At 67.4% G+C, this 20,697-nt stretch carries 18 protein-coding genes; 13 read left to right on the forward strand and 5 right to left on the reverse strand.

The window, feature by feature from the left end:
* Positions 1-148: 148 nt before the first annotated feature.
* Positions 149-1,426, reverse strand: a complete 1,278-nt coding sequence (locus tag AC5RU7_RS19570; protein ID WP_494053640.1) for a PrsW family intramembrane metalloprotease — start codon at positions 1,424-1,426, stop codon at positions 149-151.
* A 181-nt stretch (positions 1,427-1,607) separates the two neighbouring features.
* On the opposite strand from AC5RU7_RS19570, the gene pyrR reads away from it, so the two are divergent.
* The 13 genes from pyrR (at position 1,608) to AC5RU7_RS19635 (ending at position 16,768) form a co-directional block, all read left to right on the forward strand.
* Positions 1,608-2,195 (forward strand): bifunctional pyr operon transcriptional regulator/uracil phosphoribosyltransferase PyrR, encoded by a 588-nt coding sequence (pyrR, locus tag AC5RU7_RS19575; protein ID WP_494053641.1) that lies wholly within the window; start codon positions 1,608-1,610, stop codon positions 2,193-2,195.
* Positions 2,192-3,214 (forward strand): aspartate carbamoyltransferase catalytic subunit, encoded by a 1,023-nt coding sequence (locus AC5RU7_RS19580; RefSeq protein WP_494053642.1) that lies wholly within the window; start codon positions 2,192-2,194, stop codon positions 3,212-3,214. The genes pyrR and AC5RU7_RS19580 overlap by 4 nt, the downstream gene beginning before the upstream one ends.
* On the forward strand, positions 3,214-4,551 hold the full coding sequence (locus AC5RU7_RS19585; protein WP_494053643.1) for a dihydroorotase: 1,338 nt from the start codon (positions 3,214-3,216) through the stop codon (positions 4,549-4,551). The genes AC5RU7_RS19580 and AC5RU7_RS19585 overlap by 1 nt, the downstream gene beginning before the upstream one ends.
* Positions 4,551-5,069, forward strand: a complete 519-nt coding sequence (locus AC5RU7_RS19590; protein WP_494053644.1) for a PH-like domain-containing protein — start codon at positions 4,551-4,553, stop codon at positions 5,067-5,069. The genes AC5RU7_RS19585 and AC5RU7_RS19590 overlap by 1 nt, the downstream gene beginning before the upstream one ends.
* Positions 5,050-6,399 carry a glutamine-hydrolyzing carbamoyl-phosphate synthase small subunit gene (gene carA, locus AC5RU7_RS19595; RefSeq protein WP_494053645.1) on the forward strand — a complete coding sequence of 450 codons (1,350 nt, stop codon included), beginning with the start codon at positions 5,050-5,052 and terminating at the stop codon, positions 6,397-6,399. The genes AC5RU7_RS19590 and carA overlap by 20 nt, the downstream gene beginning before the upstream one ends.
* On the forward strand, positions 6,399-9,713 hold the full coding sequence (carB, locus tag AC5RU7_RS19600) for a carbamoyl-phosphate synthase large subunit (RefSeq protein WP_494053646.1): 3,315 nt from the start codon (positions 6,399-6,401) through the stop codon (positions 9,711-9,713). Before carA ends, carB begins: the two co-directional genes overlap by 1 nt.
* Positions 9,706-10,566 (forward strand): orotidine-5'-phosphate decarboxylase, encoded by an 861-nt coding sequence (gene pyrF, locus AC5RU7_RS19605; RefSeq protein ID WP_494009250.1) that lies wholly within the window; start codon positions 9,706-9,708, stop codon positions 10,564-10,566. Before carB ends, pyrF begins: the two co-directional genes overlap by 8 nt.
* A gap of 111 nt (positions 10,567-10,677) precedes the next feature.
* A complete protein-coding gene (mihF, locus tag AC5RU7_RS19610; protein WP_494009249.1) occupies positions 10,678-10,995 on the forward strand; it encodes an integration host factor, actinobacterial type in 318 nt (105 codons plus the stop codon).
* Positions 10,996-11,041: 46 nt separating this feature from the next.
* Positions 11,042-11,635: a guanylate kinase gene (gmk, locus tag AC5RU7_RS19615; RefSeq protein ID WP_494009248.1), complete on the forward strand. Its 594-nt coding sequence runs from the start codon at positions 11,042-11,044 to the stop codon at positions 11,633-11,635.
* A 15-nt stretch (positions 11,636-11,650) separates the two neighbouring features.
* Positions 11,651-11,911: a DNA-directed RNA polymerase subunit omega gene (rpoZ, locus tag AC5RU7_RS19620; protein WP_003800778.1), complete on the forward strand. Its 261-nt coding sequence runs from the start codon at positions 11,651-11,653 to the stop codon at positions 11,909-11,911.
* A 37-nt stretch (positions 11,912-11,948) separates the two neighbouring features.
* Positions 11,949-13,190: a bifunctional phosphopantothenoylcysteine decarboxylase/phosphopantothenate--cysteine ligase CoaBC gene (coaBC, locus tag AC5RU7_RS19625; protein ID WP_494053647.1), complete on the forward strand. Its 1,242-nt coding sequence runs from the start codon at positions 11,949-11,951 to the stop codon at positions 13,188-13,190.
* Positions 13,191-13,266: 76 nt separating this feature from the next.
* Complete coding sequence (metK, locus tag AC5RU7_RS19630) at positions 13,267-14,502, forward strand: methionine adenosyltransferase (RefSeq protein ID WP_494053648.1); 1,236 nt, start codon at positions 13,267-13,269, stop codon at positions 14,500-14,502.
* A 67-nt stretch (positions 14,503-14,569) separates the two neighbouring features.
* The gene (locus tag AC5RU7_RS19635; protein WP_494053649.1) at positions 14,570-16,768 is read left to right on the forward strand and encodes a primosomal protein N'; all 2,199 of its coding nucleotides are present in this window, start codon (positions 14,570-14,572) and stop codon (positions 16,766-16,768) included.
* On the opposite strand, the gene AC5RU7_RS19640 is transcribed toward AC5RU7_RS19635, so the two are convergent.
* Genes AC5RU7_RS19640 through AC5RU7_RS19655 form a run of 4 tightly spaced genes read right to left on the reverse strand, consistent with a single transcriptional unit; the run spans position 16,765 to position 20,646 of the window.
* Entirely contained in the window at positions 16,765-17,853 is a 1,089-nt protein-coding gene (locus AC5RU7_RS19640) for a glycosyltransferase family 4 protein (protein WP_494053650.1), read from the reverse strand. The genes AC5RU7_RS19635 and AC5RU7_RS19640 overlap by 4 nt on opposite strands.
* Positions 17,850-18,779, reverse strand: a complete 930-nt coding sequence (locus AC5RU7_RS19645) for an alpha/beta fold hydrolase (protein WP_494053651.1) — start codon at positions 18,777-18,779, stop codon at positions 17,850-17,852. Before AC5RU7_RS19645 ends, AC5RU7_RS19640 begins: the two co-directional genes overlap by 4 nt.
* A gap of 12 nt (positions 18,780-18,791) precedes the next feature.
* Positions 18,792-19,661, reverse strand: a complete 870-nt coding sequence (locus AC5RU7_RS19650) for an aldo/keto reductase (protein WP_494053652.1) — start codon at positions 19,659-19,661, stop codon at positions 18,792-18,794.
* Positions 19,662-19,671: 10 nt separating this feature from the next.
* Complete coding sequence (locus AC5RU7_RS19655; RefSeq protein ID WP_494053653.1) at positions 19,672-20,646, reverse strand: sugar-binding transcriptional regulator; 975 nt, start codon at positions 20,644-20,646, stop codon at positions 19,672-19,674.
* Positions 20,647-20,697: the final 51 nt, after the last annotated feature.

The following is a 20,697-nucleotide window of genomic DNA, read 5'->3' on the forward strand; positions in this document are numbered from 1 at the left end:
CTCGCGCTGTTCATCAGATAACGAACTACTCTCCTGCATAAAACTGCTCCCCGATAGAAGGACCGATTTCTCAGTCCAACTTTCGGGGAGCAGTTCAGATGGTGGGAGCCGGCCCTTCCGCTTTAATCCGCCGTGGTTCGTGCCTGCCTTACGAGGCCACCGCCGCACGCAGGGCCAGGATCTGCTGCAGCTGCTGCCGTTCCTCCGCCTGGTGCAGCTGCACATCGCGTCCGCTGAGGATCCGCTGGCGGGTGTTGGCAAGCCGGGTGGCAGCCTTCAGGAATTCCTTCATCTGCCGTTTCCGGCCGTAGCTGCCGGCCCAGTTCAGTACGGTGCGGCGGCCCCCGAGTGTGGCCAGGAGTTCCACCTCGGCAGGTGTGAACCAGCCGGCAGCGGAATATTCCAGCAGCCGCTGCCGCGTCAGCCTCTTCTCGGCGACGCGCAGCAGGACAATTCCCGCCACGGCAAGGAAGAAAATGGGCACCTGGACAACGATGTAGTCCAGCAGGAAACCCTGGCCCATGCTGTTCCAGCGGTTGTGCAGGAACATGGCCGGCAGCAGCCCCACAACAAAGGCCGCCACCGAAGCCCCCGCATGCCAGCGCCGGGCTGCGAAGCCCATGATCAGCCCGGTAGTGCCCGTGAAGATGGCATGGGCAAAGGGCGACATGACGCCCCGCAGGAAGAACACCTGGGCGAACTCGCTGGCCGGGCTCGCCGATTCGGCGATGGCCCGGCCGAAGTAGAGGATGTTCTCGGTGAACGCGAACCCGCCGGCAATCGTGAACGCGAAGACCACCCCGTCCACCGGCCCGTCGAAATGCCGCCGGGCCAGGAGGAGCAGCAGGAGCAGGCCCAGGGACTTGGCGAATTCCTCCACGATGGGCGCCTGGACGGTGGCCATGTAGGTCTGTAGGTCTGGGACATCCGAAAACTGGAAGGCCAGGACGAAGAAGGGCTGGATCAGGAGGGTGGCGGCGATGGACACGGCAGCGCCCCACGTGAAGGCGAAGAAGAGCAGCCGCTTCGGCTCGGGCTCCCACTTGTCGATCACATAGACCGCCAGCAGCACCACCGAGAGCGGCAGCAGCGAGGCCAGGAACCCGATCAGGAAGCCGGCAGCACCTGTATTGGACAGCAGGAACGGCACCACCAGGAACAGGCTGAGGAACGCGAGGGCGCCGCCGGCCACCGTCAGCCCGAGCAGTCCTCCGCTGGTCCGCGCCGACCTCAGCGCGGTTCCCTGCACCTGGGGCGGCAGCACTGCCTCCACCGGCCTGCCCTGGTGCCCCGGCGCAGGCCGGTAGTTTTCGGGCTGCACGTGTCCCATCCAGCTGGGGTTGGCCTGGCGGGGGAGCGGGGAGGCCGGGCCGGAGTACGGATCTTCGGGCCACCCGGGCGATGGCTGGCGGGGATGCGTCGACATACCCGAAAGCCTAGGTGTACCGCGCCACCCATCCAAGGATCCTTCCGCCGCGGCGGCCCCGGATGTGACCATCACCGCGTTCTGCCGGGACCGGCCAGCGGGACGCCGTGTGGTAATTTTGGAACCGCACATGATCCTTTTTTAATTCCGTCCTGTGAGGCGGGGAAAGGGGAGACGAGCGTTGACTTCTGTCACCAGCGCACCGGTTCCAGCCAGGACAGTCCTGAATTCGGCTGACATTGACCGTGCCCTCACTCGTATCGCCCATGAGATCCTCGAGGCCAACAAGGGGTCCAAGGACCTGGTCCTGCTGGGCATCCCGCGCCGCGGCTACCCGCTGGCAGTCCGGCTCGCGGGAAAAATCGCCGCTGCGGACAGCTCCGTTGACGCTGCCGCCATCGTTGGCCAGCTCGACGTCACCATGTTCCGGGACGACCTCTCGCACCAGGGAACCCGGCCGCCCTATCCCACCAAGCTTCCGCGCACCGGCATCGACAACAAAGTTGTGGTGCTGATCGACGACGTCCTCTACTCGGGGCGCACCATCCGCGCCGCCCTGGACGCACTCATCGACCTGGGCCGTCCCCGCATTGTCCGGCTGGCTGTGCTGATCGACCGCGGCCACCGTGAACTGCCTATCCGCGCCGACCATGTGGGCAAGAACCTGCCCACGTCCTCCTCCGAGAAGGTCCGGGTCCGGCTCGAAGAAACGGACACACCCCCCGGCGGCACCCCCACCAACGAAGTAGTGATCGAAGGCGGCTCGTGAAGCACCTGCTCTCCACCCAGGACCTTAGCCGTTCCAACGCCATCAGCATCCTGGACACCGCCGAGGAGATGGCAGCCGTGGGCGACCGGGAAGTCAAGAAGCTGCCCGCGCTGCGCGGCCGCACGGTGGTGAACCTCTTTTTCGAAGACTCCACCCGCACCCGTATCTCGTTCGAAGCCGCTGCCAAGCGACTCTCCGCCGACGTCATCAACTTCGCAGCCAAGGGATCATCGGTGTCAAAGGGCGAGTCCCTGAAGGACACGGCCCAAACCCTTTCCGCGATGGGCGCGGACGCCGTCGTCATCCGTCACTGGGCATCGGGTGCCCCGCACCGGCTGGCCGCTACGGACTGGATCGACGCCGCCGTCATCAACGCCGGCGACGGCACCCACGAGCACCCCACGCAGGCACTGCTGGATGCGTTCACCATGCGCCGGCACTGGGCGCGGCTGTCCGGCACGGGCTCGGAGGGCGCCGACCTGAAAGGGATGCGCGTGGCCATCGCCGGCGACGTCCTGCATTCCAGGGTGGCCCGCTCCAACGTCTGGCTCCTGCGTACGCTCGGGGCAGACGTCACGCTGGTGGCACCGCCCACCTTGCTGCCCATCGGCATCGAAAAATGGCCCTGCAAAGTCAGTTACGACCTGGACGACACGCTGGCGCAGGGCGTGGACGCCGTCATGATGCTCCGGGTCCAGGGTGAACGGATGAACGCGTCGTTCTTCCCCAGCACCCGCGAATACTCGAGGCGCTGGGGCTTCGACGACAACCGCCTGCGGGCGCTGGACCGCCTCGGCATGAAGGACACCATCATCATGCACCCGGGCCCCATGAACCGCGGCCTGGAGATTTCCGCGGCCGCCGCCGATTCGCCCCGGTCCACCGTCCTGGCCCAGGTCCGCAACGGCGTGTCCGTGCGGATGGCCGCCCTGTACCTGCTGCTCTCCGGGGACACCCGTGAACCAGCCCAACCGGTCCTGGCCACGGCCGGCACCGCCCATACCAAGGAGAGCAACTGATGGCAGGCAACACCGGAACCTATCTGATCCGCGGCGCCTCGATCCTGGGCGGCGAACCGGCGGACCTGCTGATCCGGGATGGCGTCATTGCCGAAACCGGGACCGGCCTGTCCGCCGGCGATGCAAGAGTTATTGACGCAGCAGGCCTGGTGGCCCTGCCCGGCATGGTGGATGTGCACACGCACCTTCGTGAGCCGGGCCGGGAAGACGCGGAGACCGTGGAAACGGGAACCCGCGCCGCGGCACTTGGCGGCTACACCGCCGTGCACGCGATGGCGAACAGCACCCCCGTGGCGGACACCGCCGGAGTGGTGGAGCAGGTCTACAGCCTCGGCCGCACCGCCGGCTGGGTGGACGTGCGCCCGGTTGGCGCCGTCACCGTGGGCCTCGCCGGCGAGCAGCTCGCCGAACTCGGTGCCATGGCAGACTCCCGTGCCCGGGTGCGGATGTTCTCCGACGACGGCATCTGCGTCCACGACCCCGTGCTGATGCGCCGCGCCCTGGAATACGTCAAGGCGTTTGACGGCGTCGTTGCCCAGCACGCGCAGGAACCCCGCCTGACCGCCGGTGCCCAGATGAACGAGGGCGAAGTTTCCGCAGTCCTCGGACTGACCGGATGGCCCGCCGTCGCCGAGGAAAGCATCATCGCCCGCGACGTCCTGCTCGCCCAGCACGTGGGCTCCCGCCTGCACGTCTGCCACGTGTCCACGGCCGGATCGGTGGAGATCATCCGCTGGGCCAAGGAACGCGGGATTGACGTCACCGCCGAGGTCACGCCGCACCACCTGCTGCTCACGGACGACCTCGTCCGCAGCTACGATCCTGTCTTCAAGGTCAACCCGCCGCTGCGTACCGACGCCGACGTCCAGGCCTTGCGTGCGGGGCTGGCCGACGGCACCATCGACGTCGTGGGTACCGACCACGCCCCGCACCCCAGCGAGCACAAGGAATGCGAGTGGGCGCAGGCCGCCATGGGCATGACCGGGCTGGAAACAGCCCTGTCCGTGGTGCAGCACACCATGATCGAAACGGGCCTGATGACTTGGGCCGACTTCGCCCGCGTCACCTCCACCGCGCCGGCCAGGATCGGCCGCCTCGGCGACCAGGGCCGTCCCCTGGAAGCAGGGGAGCCCGCCAACCTCATCCTGGTGGACCCGGCGGCACGCTGGACCGTGGACCCGTACCGGATGGCCACCATGGGACGGAACTCGCCATTCAAGGGCCGCGAACTGCCCGGCAAGGTGGTGGCCACGTTCTTCAAGGGGCACCCCACCGTCCTGGACGGCGAACTGAACGCACCGTACCCGTACGCAACCGCTCCGGCAGGCGCCGCCTGATGGACAAAATCCTCCCCGGACTGGCGATGCTGGCGGTCATCGCCGTCGTCTTCGTCCTGCTCGCCATCGGCTGGCGGAACCGCCTGAAGCGCCAGTCCGACGTCGAACAGTTGCCTCCCGTGCCCGCGGCACCCGGCGAACCGCTCACCACAGCCGAGGGCCAGTACGTTGCCACCACCACCGGCGGCGACTGGCTGGACCGGATCGCCGTGCACGGCCTGGGCATCCGGACCAACGCCACCCTCTCGGTGTACCCCCACGGCGTCCTTTTCGATCGCTCCGGTGCCCCGGCGCTGTACATTCCCGCGGCCGCGCTCGGCGGCGTCCGGCAGGACAGCGGGATGGCCGGAAAGTTCGTCGAGAAGGACGGGCTGCTGGTGCTGACCTGGCTGCACGGCTCCCACGAGCTGGACACCGGGTTCCGCACCCGCCGCGCCGCGGACAAGGACACGCTCTACGCAGCACTCAAGGAATTAATCTCCTCAGCCCCGGCCGCAGGTGCCAACAGTGGAAAGTAAGACAGTGACGGATACGCCCGCAGCAAACACGCCAGCAGCCACAGACCCAGCAGTGAAAGCGAATACAGTGACAGCAACTACCTCCGCTCCGGCAGCCCTCGTCCTCGAAGACGGCCGCATCTTCCGCGGAACCAGCTACGGCGCCACCGGAACGGCGCTGGGCGAAGCGGTTTTCGCCACCGGCATGACCGGGTACCAGGAAACCATCACGGACCCCTCCTACGCGCGGCAGCTGGTGGTCCAGACCGCCCCGCACATCGGCAACACCGGCGTCAACAGCGAGGACGCCGAGTCCCGCCGCATCTGGGTGGCGGGCTACATCGTCAGGGATGCCGCACGCCGGCCGTCCAACTGGCGGTCCGAACGCTCCCTCGACGAGGAACTCGTGGAGCAGGGGATCGTCGGCATCCAGGGCGTGGACACGCGCGCCATCACCCGCCACCTGCGGGAGCACAAAACCATGCGGGCCGGCATCTTCTCCGGCGAGGCAGCCCAGGCAACCGACAAGGAACTCCTTGACGCGGTCCTGGCCAGCGCACCCATGGAAGGCGCCCGCCTGGCCGAGGAAGTCAGCGTGGACGAGGCGTACGTCGTGGAACCCAAGGACCACGGCTGGGACGGCGAACCCCGTTTCACCATCGCCGCGGTCGACCTCGGCATCAAGGCCATGACCCCGGTGCGGTTCGCCGAACGCGGCGTCCGCGTCCACGTCCTGCCGGCCACGGCCACCCTTGAGGACGTCAAGGCCGTAAACCCGGACGGCTTCTTCATGTCCAACGGCCCCGGCGATCCCGCCACAGCCGAAACGCAGGTCAAGCTGCTCCGCTCCGTCCTGGACGAAAAGCTGCCCTACTTCGGCATCTGCTTCGGCAACCAGATCCTGGGCCGCGCGCTCGGCTTCGGCACCTACAAGCTCCGCTACGGCCACCGCGGCATCAACCAGCCCGTCATGGACCGCCGCACGGGCAAGGTGGAGATCACGTCCCAGAACCACGGCTTTGCCGTGGACGCCCCGCTCGACGGCGCCACCCAGGCTCCGGAGGAGCGCTACGGCCGCGTTGAGGTCAGCCACGTCAGCCTCAACGACGACGTCGTCGAAGGCCTCGCCTGCCTGGACATCCCCGCGTTCTCCGTCCAGTACCACCCCGAAGCCGCAGCCGGCCCGCACGACGCCGCCTACCTCTTCGACCGCTTCATCGAACTGATGGAGGGAACCCGGGACGGCCGCACCGCCAACCTGTCCAAGGAGCCCGTGGACTCCGTGCACAACCCGATCGACCGCGACGCCGCCCCGCAGCAGGGCACCAACAAGACTGAGGACAAGAAGTAATGCCCAAGAGAACAGACCTTAAGAGCGTCCTGGTCATCGGATCCGGACCCATCGTCATCGGCCAGGCGGCCGAGTTCGACTACTCCGGCACGCAGGCCCTGCGCGTCCTCAAAGAGGAGGGCCTGCGGGTCATCCTGGTGAACTCCAACCCCGCCACCATCATGACGGACCCCGAGTTCGCCGACGCCACCTACGTCGAACCCATCACCCCCGAGGTGGTGGAGAAGATCATCGCCAAGGAGCGTCCGGACGCCGTCCTGCCCACCCTGGGCGGGCAGACGGCCCTGAACACGGCCATCGCGCTGGACAAGAACGGCGTGCTCGAGAAGTACAACGTGGAGCTCATCGGCGCCAACATCGCCGCCATCGAACTCGGCGAGGACCGCGAGAAGTTCAAGGGCGTGGTGGAGCGTTGCGGCGCCGAGTCCGCACGCAGCCACATCATCCACACCATGGACGAGGCCTTCAAGGCCGCCGAGGATCTCGGCTACCCCATGGTGGTCCGCCCCTCCTTCACCATGGGCGGCCTGGGCTCCGGCCTGGCCTACGACGAGGAGGACCTGCGCCGCATCGTCGGCCAGGGCCTGCAGTACAGCCCCACCAGCGAGGTCCTGCTCGAAGAGAGCATCCTGGGCTGGAAGGAATACGAGCTCGAGATGATGCGGGACAAGAACGACAACGTGGTTGTGGTCTGCTCCATCGAGAACTTCGATCCGGTCGGCGTCCACACCGGCGACTCCATCACCGTGGCCCCAGCGCTGACCCTGACGGACCGCGAGTACCAGAAGCTGCGCGACGTCGCCATCGCCGTCATCCGCGAAGTGGGCGTGGACACAGGCGGCTGCAACATCCAGTTCGCCATCGACCCCGCCACCGGCCGCGTGGTGGTCATCGAAATGAACCCCCGGGTGTCCCGTTCGTCCGCCCTGGCGTCCAAGGCCACCGGCTTCGCCATCGCCAAGATCGCCACCAAGCTCTCGCTCGGCTACACCCTGGACGAGATCCCGAACGACATCACCCAGAAGACCCCGGCGTCCTTCGAGCCCACCCTTGACTACGTTGTGGTCAAGGTGCCCCGGTTCGCGTTCGAGAAGTTCCCCGCAGCGGACAACACGCTGACCACCACCATGAAGTCGGTGGGCGAAGCGATGGCCATGGGCCGCAACTTCACCGAAGCCCTGCAGAAGGCCCTGCGCTCCCTCGAGCAGAAGGGCTCGCAGCTGGACTTCAGCAGCGTTCCCGAATGGGAAGTCCCGGAGCTCATCGAAAAGGCCAAGCGCCCCACCACCGAACGCCTGCACCAGGTCCAGCGCGCCCTCCTGGGCGGTGCCACGGTGGAGCAGCTGTTCGAAGCCACCAAGATCGACCCGTGGTTCCTTGACCAGCTCCAGCTGCTCAACGAGATTTCCCGCGAAATCCGGCAGGCCGGCGCCCTCACCAAGGAGATGTTGCAGCGCGCCAAGCGCCACGGCTTCTCGGACGAGCAGATCGGAACGCTCACGCACAACTCCGAAGCCGTGGTCCGTGGCGTCCGGCAGGCCCTCGGCATCCGCCCGGTCTACAAGACAGTGGACACCTGCGCCGCCGAATTTGCCGCCTACACCCCGTACCACTACTCCGCTTACGACGAAGAGGACGAGGTGGCGCTGCACTCCAAGCCGTCCGTCCTCATCCTGGGCTCCGGGCCCAACCGGATCGGCCAGGGCATCGAGTTCGACTACTCCTGCGTGCACGCCTCCATGGCACTGCGCAAGGCCGGCTACGAGACCGTCATGGTCAACTGCAACCCGGAAACCGTCTCCACCGACTACGACGTCTCCACCCGCCTGTACTTTGAGCCGCTGACGCTCGAGGACGTGCTGGAGGTCATCGCGGCCGAAGAGCGGACCGGGGGCGTCATGGGCGTGTTCGTCCAGCTCGGCGGCCAGACACCGCTGAAGCTTGCACAGCAGCTCGCCGACGCCGGGGTTCCGATTCTCGGCACCTCCCCGGAGGCCATCGACCTGGCCGAGCACCGCGGAGCGTTTGCCCGGGTCCTGGACAAGGCAGGGCTCGTCTCCCCGAAGAACGGCACCGCCGTGTCCTTCGAGGACGCCAAGAAGATCGCGGACGAAATCGGCTACCCCGTGCTGGTGCGCCCGTCCTACGTCCTGGGCGGCCGAGGCATGGAAATCGTCTACGACGAGGGCAACCTCTCCCGCTACATCGCCAACGCCACCGAGATCACCCCGGACCACCCGGTCCTGATCGACCGCTTCCTGGAGGACGCCGTCGAGATCGACGTCGACGCCCTCTTCGACGGCACCGACATGTACCTTGGCGGCATCATGGAGCACATCGAGGAAGCCGGCATCCACTCCGGCGACTCCGCCTGCGTCCTGCCGCCCATCACGCTGGGCAGCAACGTCATCGAGCGGGTGCGCACGGCCACCCGCGCCATCGCCGAGGGCGTGGGTGTGCGGGGCCTGATCAACATCCAGTTCGCGCTGGCCTCGGACGTCCTGTACGTCCTCGAAGCCAACCCCCGCGCATCCCGCACGGTTCCGTTCGTGTCCAAGGCAACGGGCGTCCAGATGGCCAAGGCCGCCGCCCTGATCGGCACCGGCGTGACCATCAACCAGCTCCGCAGCGCCTACAAGATGCTGCCTGAAACCGGTGACGGATCCACGCTGCCCCTGGACGCGCCGGTGGCCGTCAAGGAAGCAGTCCTGCCCTTCAGCCGCTTCCGGACCCCCGAAGGCAAGGTCGTGGATTCCCTCCTCGGCCCGGAAATGCGTTCCACCGGCGAAGTCATGGGCATCGACAAGCACTTCGACACCGCCTTCGCCAAGAGCCAGGCCGGCGCCAACAACGCCCTGCCCACGGAGGGCAAGGTCTTCGTCTCCGTGGCCAACCGGGACAAGCGCTCCGTCATCATGGGCGTCAAGCGGCTCTCGGACCTCGGTTTCGAAATCGTCTCCACCGGCGGCACCGCCGATGTCCTGCGCCGCAACGGCATCCAGGCCACCCCGGTCCGGAAGGTTGCCGAAGGCAGCAGCGCCGAAGGCGAGGGCACCATTGCCGACCTGGTGGTAGCCGGCGAGATCGACATGGTCTTCAACACACCGTCCGGCGGCGAGGCCCGCAGCGACGGCTACGAGCTGCGTGCCGCCGCCACGTCGATCGGCATTCCCTGCATCACCACGGTGGCCGAGTTCAACGCGGCGGTCCAGGCCATCGAGGCCCTGCGCACCTATGAATGGTCGGTCACCAGCCTGCAGGAGCACGCCGCCGCCCTGGCGGAATCGCAGAAGGCGGCCCTGCAGAATGCCTGAGCAGGTATCCGGCGCCGGCCGGGAGTCATTCGGCTCCCGGCTCGGTGCCGCCATGGCCGCCCGCGGCCCGCTGTGCGTCGGGATTGACCCGCACCCTGCCCTGCTGAAGAGTTGGGGCTTGGACGACGACGCCGCCGGGCTGAGGAGCTTTTCGCTCACCGTCCTGGAGGCCGTGGCTTCCCTCGCTGCCGCGGTCAAGCCGCAGGTGGCGCTCTTTGAGCGCCACGGCTCGGCGGGCATGGCTGTGCTGGAAGAGCTCCTCGCCGCTGCCCGCGACGAGTCGGTGCTGACGATTGCGGACGCCAAGCGCGGTGACATCGGGTCCACCATGGCCGCCTACGCGGACGCTTGGCTGCGCGACGGATCACCGCTGGCAGCCGACTCGGTGACCCTGAGCCCGTACCTGGGCTTTGAATCGCTCCGGCCGGCCCTGGACCTGGCCGCGGAGACCGGACGGGGCGTCTTCGTCCTCGCCCTTACCTCCAACCCGGAGGGCCCGTCCGTCCAGCACGTCGGGGGAGCGGAGTCCGTAGCGCGCGGGATCGCCGGAGCCGCCGCTGCCGAGAACACCCGCTACCCCGGTGCGCTCGGTTCCGTCGGGCTGGTGGTCGGGGCAACCGTGGGCAGCGCCCTGGCTGACCTTGGGATGGATCTTGCGGCAGTGCGGGGTCCCATCCTCGCCCCCGGACTGGGCGCGCAAGGGGCCACCCCGGCCGATCTCCGGGCAACGTTCGGAACGGCCTATTCCCAGGTGCTGGGGACCTCCAGCCGGGACATCCTCGCTGCCGGCCCGGGACTTGGCGGCCTCCGTGACGCGGCCCTGAGGACGCTGGACGGACTGCGCGGCGAATAACGTTCCGTTTGCCTGGATGCATTGATTCAGGCCGCACCAAAGGGTAGTTTCAGGGACAGGTTCAAGGGCGGCCGCCCTTGGACGAATCCGCCGAATCCGGGGGTGTCCGCCATGGTGCTGCGACCTTTGACCGCATCGGAACGGGCTGACGCCCTGAACAAGGCAGCCGCCGCCAGGGCCGCCCGCGCCGCGGCCAAGGAAAGCCTGAAGAACGGCAAGAGGTCCGCTGCGGACATCATCAACTCCGCCATGGAGGACGACGCCCTGGCGCGGATGCGGGTTTCCGAGCTTCTCGAGGCGCTGCCCGGAATCGGCAAGGTCCGGGCGGCGGCCATCATGGAGCAGCTGGGCATTGCCACCTCCCGCAGGGTCCGCGGGCTGGGCGTCCACCAGCGCCGGGCGCTGGTAGATTTTATAGACGAGCATTAGGGCGGGCACGTACCCCGCCCATCCCCGAACTCCGGCAAAGGAATACGTGAGCAAGAAACCTGGACTGACAGTCCTCGCTGGTCCGACGGCTGTTGGCAAAGGCACCGTGTCCACCTACATCCGCGACAACTACCCCGAGGTCTGGCTTTCCGTCTCGGCCACCACCAGGGCGCCACGGCCCGGGGAAGTGGACGGCGTCCACTACTTCTTCAAGTCCAAGGAGGAGTTCGAGCAGCTCATCGCAGACGGCGAGCTGCTGGAATGGGCAGTGGTACACGGCCAGAACACCTACGGCACTCTGAAGAGCACAGTGGACAAGGCCATCGCAGAGGGCCGTTCCGTGCTCCTGGAAATCGACCTGCAGGGTGCACGGCAGGTCAAGGCGGCCGTGCCGGACGCCCAGTTTGTCTTCCTGGCCCCGCCCACCTGGGACGAAATGGTCCGTCGGCTGGTGGGCCGCGGCACCGAAACGCCCGATGAACAGCAGCGGCGCCTGGAAACCGCTAAACTGGAACTTGCTGCTGAACCGGAGTTCGACCACACCGTCATCAATGACGACGTCCGCCGGGCAGCGGACGAGCTTGTTTCACTCATGGGGCTGACCCCGCATCCGCATCTGCCGGAACCGTCAGCCCGCTAGGAATTTGGAGAATTCGTGTCCACGAACCTTGAAGGCATCATCAACCCGCCGATCGACTCGCTGCTCGAGGCAGCCGATTCCAAGTACGGCCTGGTGATCTTCGGTGCCAAGCGTGCTCGTCAGATCAACGCTTACTACGCCCAGCTGCACGAGGGCCTCTTCGAGTACGTCGGCCCGCTGGTCGACACCAAGCTGAACGAGAAGTCGCTCTCGATCGCCCTGCGCGAGATCAACGAAGGCAAGCTGGTTTCCACGCCGATCGAAGCCGCAGAGTAATTTGCCGCTGAACTGACTTGCTGTTGACGGAGGTCACGTGCGCATAGTCCTCGGAGTCGGGGGAGGGATCGCCGCCTACAAGGTGGCATCACTCCTCCGGCTTTTTACTGAAGCCGGCCACAACGTGACCGTCATTCCCACGGAGGCGTCCACCCGCTTCGTGGGGACTGCCACCTGGGAGGCACTGTCCGGGAACCCGGTCAGCAACAGCGTTTTCGATGACGTCCACCAGGTCAACCACGTACGCCTTGGCCACGAGGCCGACCTTGTGGTGGTTGCACCGGCCACGGCCGACCTCCTGGCCAAGGCCGCGACAGGACAGGCCGGCGACCTCCTCACCAACACGCTCCTCATGGCCCGCGGACCGGTCCTGTTCGCCCCGGCCATGCACACCGAAATGTGGCAGCATGCGGCCACCCGCGCCAACGTGGAAACCCTCCGCGGCCGGGGCGCAGCCGTCCTGGAACCTGCCACCGGGCGGCTGACGGGCGCCGATTCGGGCCCCGGGCGGCTGCCCGAACCGCAGGTCATTTTCGACGCCGCCATGGCCCTGGTCCAGGGGCAGACCGACTTCCAGCTGCCGCTGGCGGGCCGGACCGTCACCATCAGCGCCGGCGGCACCCGCGAACCCCTGGATCCCGTCCGGTTCCTTGGCAACCGGTCCTCCGGGAAGCAGGGGGTGGCCCTGGCCGTGGCTGCCCGCAACGCCGGGGCAACTGTCCGGCTGCTGGCTGCCCACATGGAAGTTCCGCCGCCCGCCGGCGTTGAGGTGGTGATGGTCGAAACGGCACTCCAGCTGCGCGAGGCCGCGTTGGCGGCGGCCGCGGATTCAGACGTCGTCATCATGTCTGCCGCCGTCGCCGACTTCCGGCCGGCCGTGGTCTCCGATACCAAAATCAAGAAGCGCGATGACAGTGCCGATCCCGTCATCACACTGGTCCGCAACCCCGACATCCTGCATGAACTGGTTGAAGTCCGGAACGCCGCCGGGGACGAAGGGCGGCACCGGCTGATCGTCGGATTCGCCGCCGAGACCGGCGACAGCCAGGGAGACGTCCTGGCATACGCTGAGGCCAAGCTGCAGCGCAAGGGCTGCGACCTCCTGGTGGTCAACCACGTCGGTTCGGACAAGGTGTTTGGCCAGGACACCAACTCCGTGGTGATCCTGGCCCGTTCCGGCTCCGAACCGCAGGAGGCGTCAGGTACCAAGGCAGAGGTTTCCGAGGCCATCATCAACCGCATCGGCTTTGAACTGAACTCTGTTTCACCCCGGGCCTGAGTGTTCCGCGCCACGTTTGCTTCGCGGGAAGACATCTCCCGCGGGGCCAACGTGCTCCAACCAGTAAGGTAGTTGAGTGACTTTACCCCTGCACCTTCCCCAGACTTCCGCGGCCACGCCCCCGGCGCTCCGGCTCTTCACGTCCGAGTCGGTCACCGAGGGCCACCCGGACAAGATCTGCGACCAGATCAGCGACGCCATCCTGGACGCCCTGCTGGCCGCAGATCCGGAATCCAGGGTCGCCGTGGAAACCATGGCCACCACCGGCCTGGTGCATGTGGCAGGCGAGGTCACCACCGACGCCTATGTGGAGATCCCGCAGATCGTCCGGGAGACCATTCTCGGCATCGGCTATGACTCGTCCGCGAACGGATTCGACGGCGCCCGCTGCGGCGTTTCGGTGTCCATCGGCCAGCAGTCCAATGACATCGCCGGCGGCGTATTCAACTCCCTGGAGGCCCGCGAGGGGCGCCAGGAGGACGATTACGACCTGCAGGGTGCGGGCGACCAGGGCCTGATGTTCGGCTATGCCAGCGACGAAACGCCCTCGTACATGCCCACGCCCATCTGGCTTGCGCACCGCCTCTCCGAGCGGCTCACCGAAGTCCGGAAATCCGGCGAACTGCCGTACCTGCGGCCGGACGGCAAAACCCAGGTCACCGTAGGATATGACGGCGATCTTCCGGTTTCGGTGGAAACCGTGGTCATCTCCAGCCAGCATGCTGAAGGCGCAAGCCTGGACCAGCTCCGTGCCGACCTCGCCGCAGTGGTCATCGAGCCTGTTCTTGCCGGGGCGAACCTGGACATCTCCCGTGCCAAAAACATCCTGAACCCGGCCGGGGAATTCGTCATCGGCGGCCCTGTGGGTGACGCCGGCCTGACCGGGCGCAAGATCATCGTGGACACCTATGGCGGCATGGCCCGCCACGGCGGCGGTGCCTTTTCGGGCAAGGACCCGTCCAAGGTGGACCGCTCCGCCGCCTACGCCATGCGGTGGGTCGCCAAGAACGTGGTGGCCGCCGGCCTTGCCAAACGGGCGGAAATACAGATCGCCTACGCCATCGGACAGGCCCGCCCGGTGGGCACGTACGTGGAAACCTTCGGCACCGAAACCGTGGACCCCGCCAAGATCAGCGCCGCAATCGCCGAAATCTTCGACCTGCGCCCCCGCGCCATCATCGACGCCCTTGACCTGAAGCGGCCCATCTACGCCAAGACAGCAGCCCACGGGCACTTTGGCCGCGACGAGCCCGACTTCACCTGGGAGCGGCTGGACCGTGTGGACGAGCTGAAAGCATTCTTCAACGCCTAGGACATATTGCCGGGAGCCCGAATGTCAGTGCCCGGTGCTTGGCTTGCCATGTCCGGACGGGAACTGAATGGAGGCGGCAGCAGTGGTTGGTGACCGGTCCGTCCAGCCGGGCTCTGCCCTTTCCAGTGCAGGGGGACAGGCCGTGCAGCCTTCCCTGCTCCAAGGCTTTCCATCAAGGAAGCTGCCGGGCGGCGTACCCCTGGCTGCCACCCTTCCGGTGGCCCGTGTGCTGGTGGAATCCTCGCTGCCGCACCTGGACCGGCCCTTCGATTACGCGGTCCCGGCCAGCATGGACGAAGAAGCTTCACCCGGTGTCCGGGTGAAGGTCAGCTTCAACGGCCAGGACCTGCCCGGGTTCCTGCTGGAACGGCTCGCGGAATCCGACGCCGGGACCAGCCTGCTGCCGCTGGGCAAGGTGGTTTCACCGGTTCCCGTGCTGACCCCCGCTGTACGGGACCTTGCCGCCGCGGTGGCCGCCCGGTACGCGGGAACACTCAGCGATGTCCTCCGCCTTGCCGTGCCGCCCAGGGTGGCCCGCCTGGACAAGGAATTTCTACTCGCCGCCACGGAGGGGGCAGCGGAAGCGGAAGCAGCCACTGGTTCGGAATCACCCACTGTCCCGGAAGCAGGCACCGGCACGGACGTTGCGGCTGCATCCGGTTTGCCGGCCGCCTCCGCGTGGACGGCATACCGCAACGGTCCGGCGTTCCTGCGCCACCTTGGCAGCGGCGGATCCCCGCGCGCCGTCATCAATCCGCTGCAGGGGTACGGGCCCGGAGGCTGGCCCCGCCTGCTGGCCGAGGCGGCCGCCGCCGCCCACGCCGCCGGCCGGGGCACAGTCCTGGTGGTTCCCGACTACCGCGACCTGGCCCGGCTGGAAGACGCCCTGCAGGCCGTGCTGCCGGAGGCCGCCGTCGCCCGGCTCACCGCGGAGGACGGGCCGACGCCCCGCTACCGCAACTTCCTGCGCCTCCTCGCCGGGCAGGCCACCGTGGCCATCGGCACCAGGTCAGCGGCGTTCGCCCCCGTCCGGAACCTTGGCCTGGTGGTGTGCTGGGACGACGGCGACGACCTCCACATAGAGCAGCGCGCACCGTACGCCCATGCGCGGGAGGTCCTGCTGCTGCGCGCCGAGCAGGAGGGCGCGGCCTGCCTGCTTGCGGGGCACTCCCGCAGCACCGAGGTGCAGCGCCTGGTGGAAGCCGGGTGGGTGCTTTCCGTGGAGGCGGACCGGCAGGATGTCCGCCGCACCGTGCCCCGGGTAGTCAATACCGCAGACAGCTTTGAACAGGAACGGGATCCATTGGCCACGGTGGCCCGCCTGCCCGGCGCCGCCTGGCGCGCCGCCAAGGAGGGCCTGGAACGCGGCCCGGTCCTGGTCCAGGTTGCGCGCGCCGGTTATGCGCCGTCGCTTGCCTGTGAAACCTGCCGTGAACCCGCCCGCTGCGGGACGTGCCAGGGGCCGCTGGCGCTGGCCGGCACCTCCGCCCTGCCACAGTGCCGCTGGTGTTCCACGCCCGCTCCTGACTGGAGGTGCGGCCACTGCGGCGGGCGGCGGCTGCGCAAAGGTGCCACCGGCGTGCTCCGCACCGCGGAGGAACTTGGCCGCGCGTTCCCCGGCACCACCGTGGTGACCTCCTCCGGCGACCAGGTGAAGGCGTCCGTGGGCGGCGGCAAGGCCCTCGTCGTGGCGACGGTCGGGGCGGAACCTGTTGCGGAGGACGGCTATGCGGCGGCGCTGCTGCTGGACGGTGACTCGCTGTTGCGCCGTGAAACGCTGCGCGCCGGTGAGGACACAGTCCGGCGCTGGTTCAATGCCGCCTCGCTGGTCCGTCCGGCGGCAGCCGGGGGACTCGTGGTGGTAACGGCGTGGGACACCGCCGCCACCGGTGCCCTTCTCCGTTGGGACCCGGCCGGCTATGCACAGCGGGAACTGTCCCTTCGTGCCGAACTCCAGTTGCCCCCGGCTGTACGGATTGCCTCGGTTACGGGGCCCAGGGCCGCCGTCGAGCATTACACCGGCGCGGTGGAAGCCCAACTCACCACGGCCGGGATTGCACTCCGTACGGCAGGGCCCGCGCACGTGCTGTTGAGCGGTCCGCCCGCGCCAGGCCGCCCTGCCGAGGACGTCCGGACGCTGCTGTTCTTCACCTACGGCCAGGCGGCCGCCGTCGTCCGGGTGCTTCGGGTGACGCGGGCCGCTGCAGCCGCCAAGCGCACCATGGATCCGGTCCAGCTCCGGCTGGACGGCGTGGACGTGCTCTAGCGCTTCCCGCCGCGGCGGCGCCGTTTGACGATCTCGGCGGCCACCTCCACCAGTTGCCGTGCCGATTCATCCCAGCTGAACTCTCGGGCACGGGCCAGGGAACTGCGGGACACCGCCTGCCAGGTGGCGGGGTCCTGGAGCCTGGCCACCGCCTCGGCAAACTGCCCCGGTGAGGCAGGATCCACATACGTTGCCGCGTCGCCACCCACTTCCCGGAAGATGGGAATGTCGCTGGCGATAACGGGAGTGCCGAGCGCCATGGCCTCGACCAGGGGGAGCCCGTAGCCTTCGGCGCGGGAAAGGCTCACCAGGGCCGTGGCGGTCCGCAGCAGCGTCGCGTATTCCTCGTCAGTCACCCCGTTGTGGAAGACCACGGAGGCATCCGGGGCAACCAGGGCTTCCAGCTCCGCCCGCCGCTGCGGGGTGATCCGGCTGAGCAGATGGAGGGTGTAGCCGGGAAGCTGCGCCATGCCGGCCACCATGGTCTCCACATTTTTGTAGGGCATGAAGGAACCCATGTAGACGATCGACTTCTCCGCGCCGGCCTCTGCGGGCCGGGGGTCCAGCTCAGGCTGCGGGGCGTTGCTGATGATCCGCACCGGTCGGCGGGTCAGGCGGTATTTGGCAATGAGCGCTTCCGTGGTCCGGCTGACCGTGGCCACCGTATCGGCGCGGTTGAGGAGCACCCGCTGCGGCCAGAATGCCTTGTGGTAGAGCCGCCACAGCAGGCGGACGGGTGCGGGCAGGAAGCCGGGGGGATCCGGGTGCTCGTAATAGATGAGGTCGTGGAGGGTCAGGACCAGTCCGTATTTCCGCCCCCAGCTGCCCATGGTCTGCATGGGGCACACCACCACGTCGGCGCCCAGCGCGTTGACCGTGCGCGCCACAAACAGCTCCCGGGGGGACAGCGGGCTGCTGATCAGGGTGTAGGGGACATCCGGAAGCAGGGCAAGCTGCCGGACGTCGGAAATCAGCATGGAAACATCGGCGATTTTCGCCGTCGCGGCAATCAGGCTTGCGCCGTAGCGGCTGATGCCGTCGTGGTGGTCTGTCCTGGTGAAACGGGCATCGATGACGATTTTCACGCGGGGTGGTCCTCCAGGAAGCTGCGGATGTAGCGGGCGGCCGGCTCGGGCGTCTCGTAGTGGATCAGGTGCCCGACGCCGGGAATCACCTTGAGCTGCGCGTCCGGAAGGAGCGCCGCCAGGCGGTGCTGGTCCGGCAGCATGGCGATCTCGTCCTTTTCCCCGGCAATCAGCAGCACGGGAAGGTGCAGCTTTCCGGCCACCTCTGCCACGTTGCTGTTGACGGAGGCGGTAAAGGCTTCGAGCAGGCTGTCCCGGTTCGCGAAGGCGCTGAAGTGGGCATGGTGCTGGCCATGGATGAAGCGGCGGAGGCTGCTGTCCTTCGTCTTGGCCATGGCTTCGCTCATCACACGGACGATCAGCGGGCTGCGCAGCAGCGCGAGCCCCAGGGGCCCGGGGAGGCGGGCACCCAGGCGGTAGTACAGCACCGCCAGCCGGGTCATGATCCCCTTCGGCCCCTCGAGCGCAGGGGCGGCGATGGGGTTGATGAGGATGAGCGGGCTGACTGCGTCCGGATTGGCTGCCACGAAGTGTGCGGCGATGATGGACCCGAACGAATGGCCCAGCAGGACAGTGTCAGGGCGCAGGCCGAGTGCCGCCATGAAGTCCGAGATGAACCGGCCGTACCGTTCCACTGAATGCGCGCCGGACCGGAATGCCCCGGAACTGCCGAATCCGGGAAGGTCGGGCATGACGAGGCGCATGTCGGGAAGCTGGTCGGCAACCCGCAGCAGGCCATAGTGGTCGCCGCGGAAGCCGTGGATGACCAGGATGGTGCGCGTGTGCGGGGTGGCGTGCAGGGGTTCAGAGGTCCAGTAGGCCACCGTGGCCCCGTCCATCTCCACGGTGGCGGCGGTGGTGCGGGCGGCGAGGTCAGGACTGATGTAGGCGGCCGCGGAGGACTGTCCCGGGCTGGTTGTTTTCATTGCCACTGGATCCTAGTTGACGTTGTCCGGATGGGAACCGGTGCGGTGTCCGCGCTCGAGCCCCGCGATCGCTGCCATGTCCCGCTCGGAGAGTTCGAAGCCGAAGACATCCAGGTTCTCCCGGATCCGCGCTTCGGAGCTGGCCTTGGGAATGGCCACATGGCCAAGCTGCATGTGCCAGCGCAGGATCACCTGGGCGGGAGTCCTGCGGTGTTCTGCCGCGCACGCCCCGATCACCGGATCGGCAAGCACCTGGCCCCTGCCGAGGGGGCTCCAGGCCTCAGTCATAACGCCCAGCTCCTTGTGCTTGCTGCGCAGTTCCTCCTGCTGCAGCCAGGGGTGGAGCTCAATCTGGTTGACGGCCGGAACCACCTCGGCCGTCTGGAGGAGCCGGTCCAGGTGTGCGGGCTGGAAGTTGCTGACGCCGATGGCGCGCACCTTGCCTTCCCGGTAGAGCGTTTCCAGTGCCCGGTATGTCTCCGGGTATAGCCCCTGCCGCGGGCAGGGCCAGTGGATGAGGTACATGTCCACGTAGTCCAGCCCCAGGTTGACCATCGACTCGTCGAAAGCCCGGAGCGTGGCGTCGTAGCCGTGGTGGTCGTTCCAGACCTTGGTGGTGATGAAGATGTCCTCCCTGGACAGGGCCGGAAAGAGCTCACCTGAACCTCCGCTGCCCGCCTGCGCGCTGAGCTGGGGGCTGATGCCACGCGCCACGCCCAGCTCGTTGCCGTACATCGCTGCCGTGTCGAAGTGGCGGTAGCCCGCCGCCAGGGCCATCGCAACGAGCCCTTCGGCCTCGGCAGCGGGCACCTTGTACAGCCCGAAGCCAAGCTGGTTGACCAGCACGCCGTTGTTCAGGCTGAGCCGAGGTGAGGTTCTCATGGCATCGACTCTACCCACTCGCGGTGGCGAGGCCTTCGAAATCCACCAGCCGCCGCGCGGTTGCTTCATCCAGGATCAGGTCGGTGGCCAGGTTTGCTGCCAGGGCTCCCCGCAGGCTGTCGATCTTGGAGGCGCCGGAGACCACGCAGATCCTGCGCCGCACCTGCCGCAGCTGGGAAAGAGCAGGTCCGGTGGAGCGTTCATTCAGGACGATGCCGTCGGAGGACCCGTCGCCGCGGAAGAATACCGTGGCAACGTCACCCACCACATCGGAGGTGGCCAGCGCGTGGAGGTCGTCCTCGTCCAGGTAGCCGCCGGAGTAGACGTGGCTCGGGTAGTCGGCATCCACCGAGCCGACGCCGAATATGGCGATGCTCATCTTCGCTTGCAGGGCCAGGATGCGCTGCACGCTGCGTTCATTCCACATGGCCGTCTTGGTGGCAGCATGGTCGAAAAAGGCGGGCACCGGGAACTGCTCCACCCGGGCCCCGTACGCACTGCCGAAGCGGCGCATGATGTCACTGGCGTACGTAATGCCAGTGGTGTGCATGTTGCCGGCCCCGTTCAGCTGGACAATGACGCTGTCATGGGTGATTTTCCGGGTCAGGTGCCGGCTGACCGCACTGATGGTCGATCCCCACGCCACCCCGATGATGGTGTTGGAGTCCACCAGCGGCCCGATGGTCCGGGCTGCCTGGATGGCCACCCGGTCCAGGGTTTCGGCTTCATTGAGCGTCTCGAGGACGGGCACCACGTGTACGTCCACGTTGTAGCGGTGCCGGATCATGCCCTCAAGCTCGGGCCCGGTATCCAGGGGGTTGCGGATCTGGACCTGGACCAGGCCGGATTCGCGGGCAGCGGAAAGAAGCCGGGAAACCGTTGACCGGGAGGTCCTCAGTTCCCGTGCGATGGCATCCATGGTCAGGTCCTGCAGGTAGTACATCTGTGCAGCGCGGAGGGCATCCGCGTGGCGGGAGGGGTTCATCGGCGATCCGTTCTGCACGTTTGTGCATTGAGCTTGACTCCATTTTCCATC

The sequence above is a fragment of the Arthrobacter sp. K410C genome (assembly GCF_059090105.1).

Bases quoted from the DNA above. Each gene is read 5' to 3' on its own strand.
- AC5RU7_RS19570 (WP_494053640.1), bottom strand. From the start codon at position 1,426: ATGTCGACGCATCCCCGCCAGCCATCGCCCGGGTGGCCCGAAGATCCG.
- AC5RU7_RS19585 (WP_494053643.1), top strand. From the start codon at position 3,214: ATGGCAGGCAACACCGGAACCTATCTGATCCGCGGCGCCTCGATCCTG.
- AC5RU7_RS19590 (WP_494053644.1), top strand. From the start codon at position 4,551: ATGGACAAAATCCTCCCCGGACTGGCGATGCTGGCGGTCATCGCCGTC.
- carB (WP_494053646.1), top strand. From the start codon at position 6,399: ATGCCCAAGAGAACAGACCTTAAGAGCGTCCTGGTCATCGGATCCGGA.
- pyrF (WP_494009250.1), top strand. From the start codon at position 9,706: ATGCCTGAGCAGGTATCCGGCGCCGGCCGGGAGTCATTCGGCTCCCGG.
- mihF (WP_494009249.1), top strand. From the start codon at position 10,678: ATGGTGCTGCGACCTTTGACCGCATCGGAACGGGCTGACGCCCTGAAC.
- AC5RU7_RS19635 (WP_494053649.1), top strand. From the start codon at position 14,570: ATGGAGGCGGCAGCAGTGGTTGGTGACCGGTCCGTCCAGCCGGGCTCT.
- AC5RU7_RS19645 (WP_494053651.1), bottom strand. From the start codon at position 18,779: ATGAAAACAACCAGCCCGGGACAGTCCTCCGCGGCCGCCTACATCAGT.
- AC5RU7_RS19650 (WP_494053652.1), bottom strand. From the start codon at position 19,661: ATGAGAACCTCACCTCGGCTCAGCCTGAACAACGGCGTGCTGGTCAAC.
- AC5RU7_RS19655 (WP_494053653.1), bottom strand. From the start codon at position 20,646: ATGAACCCCTCCCGCCACGCGGATGCCCTCCGCGCTGCACAGATGTAC.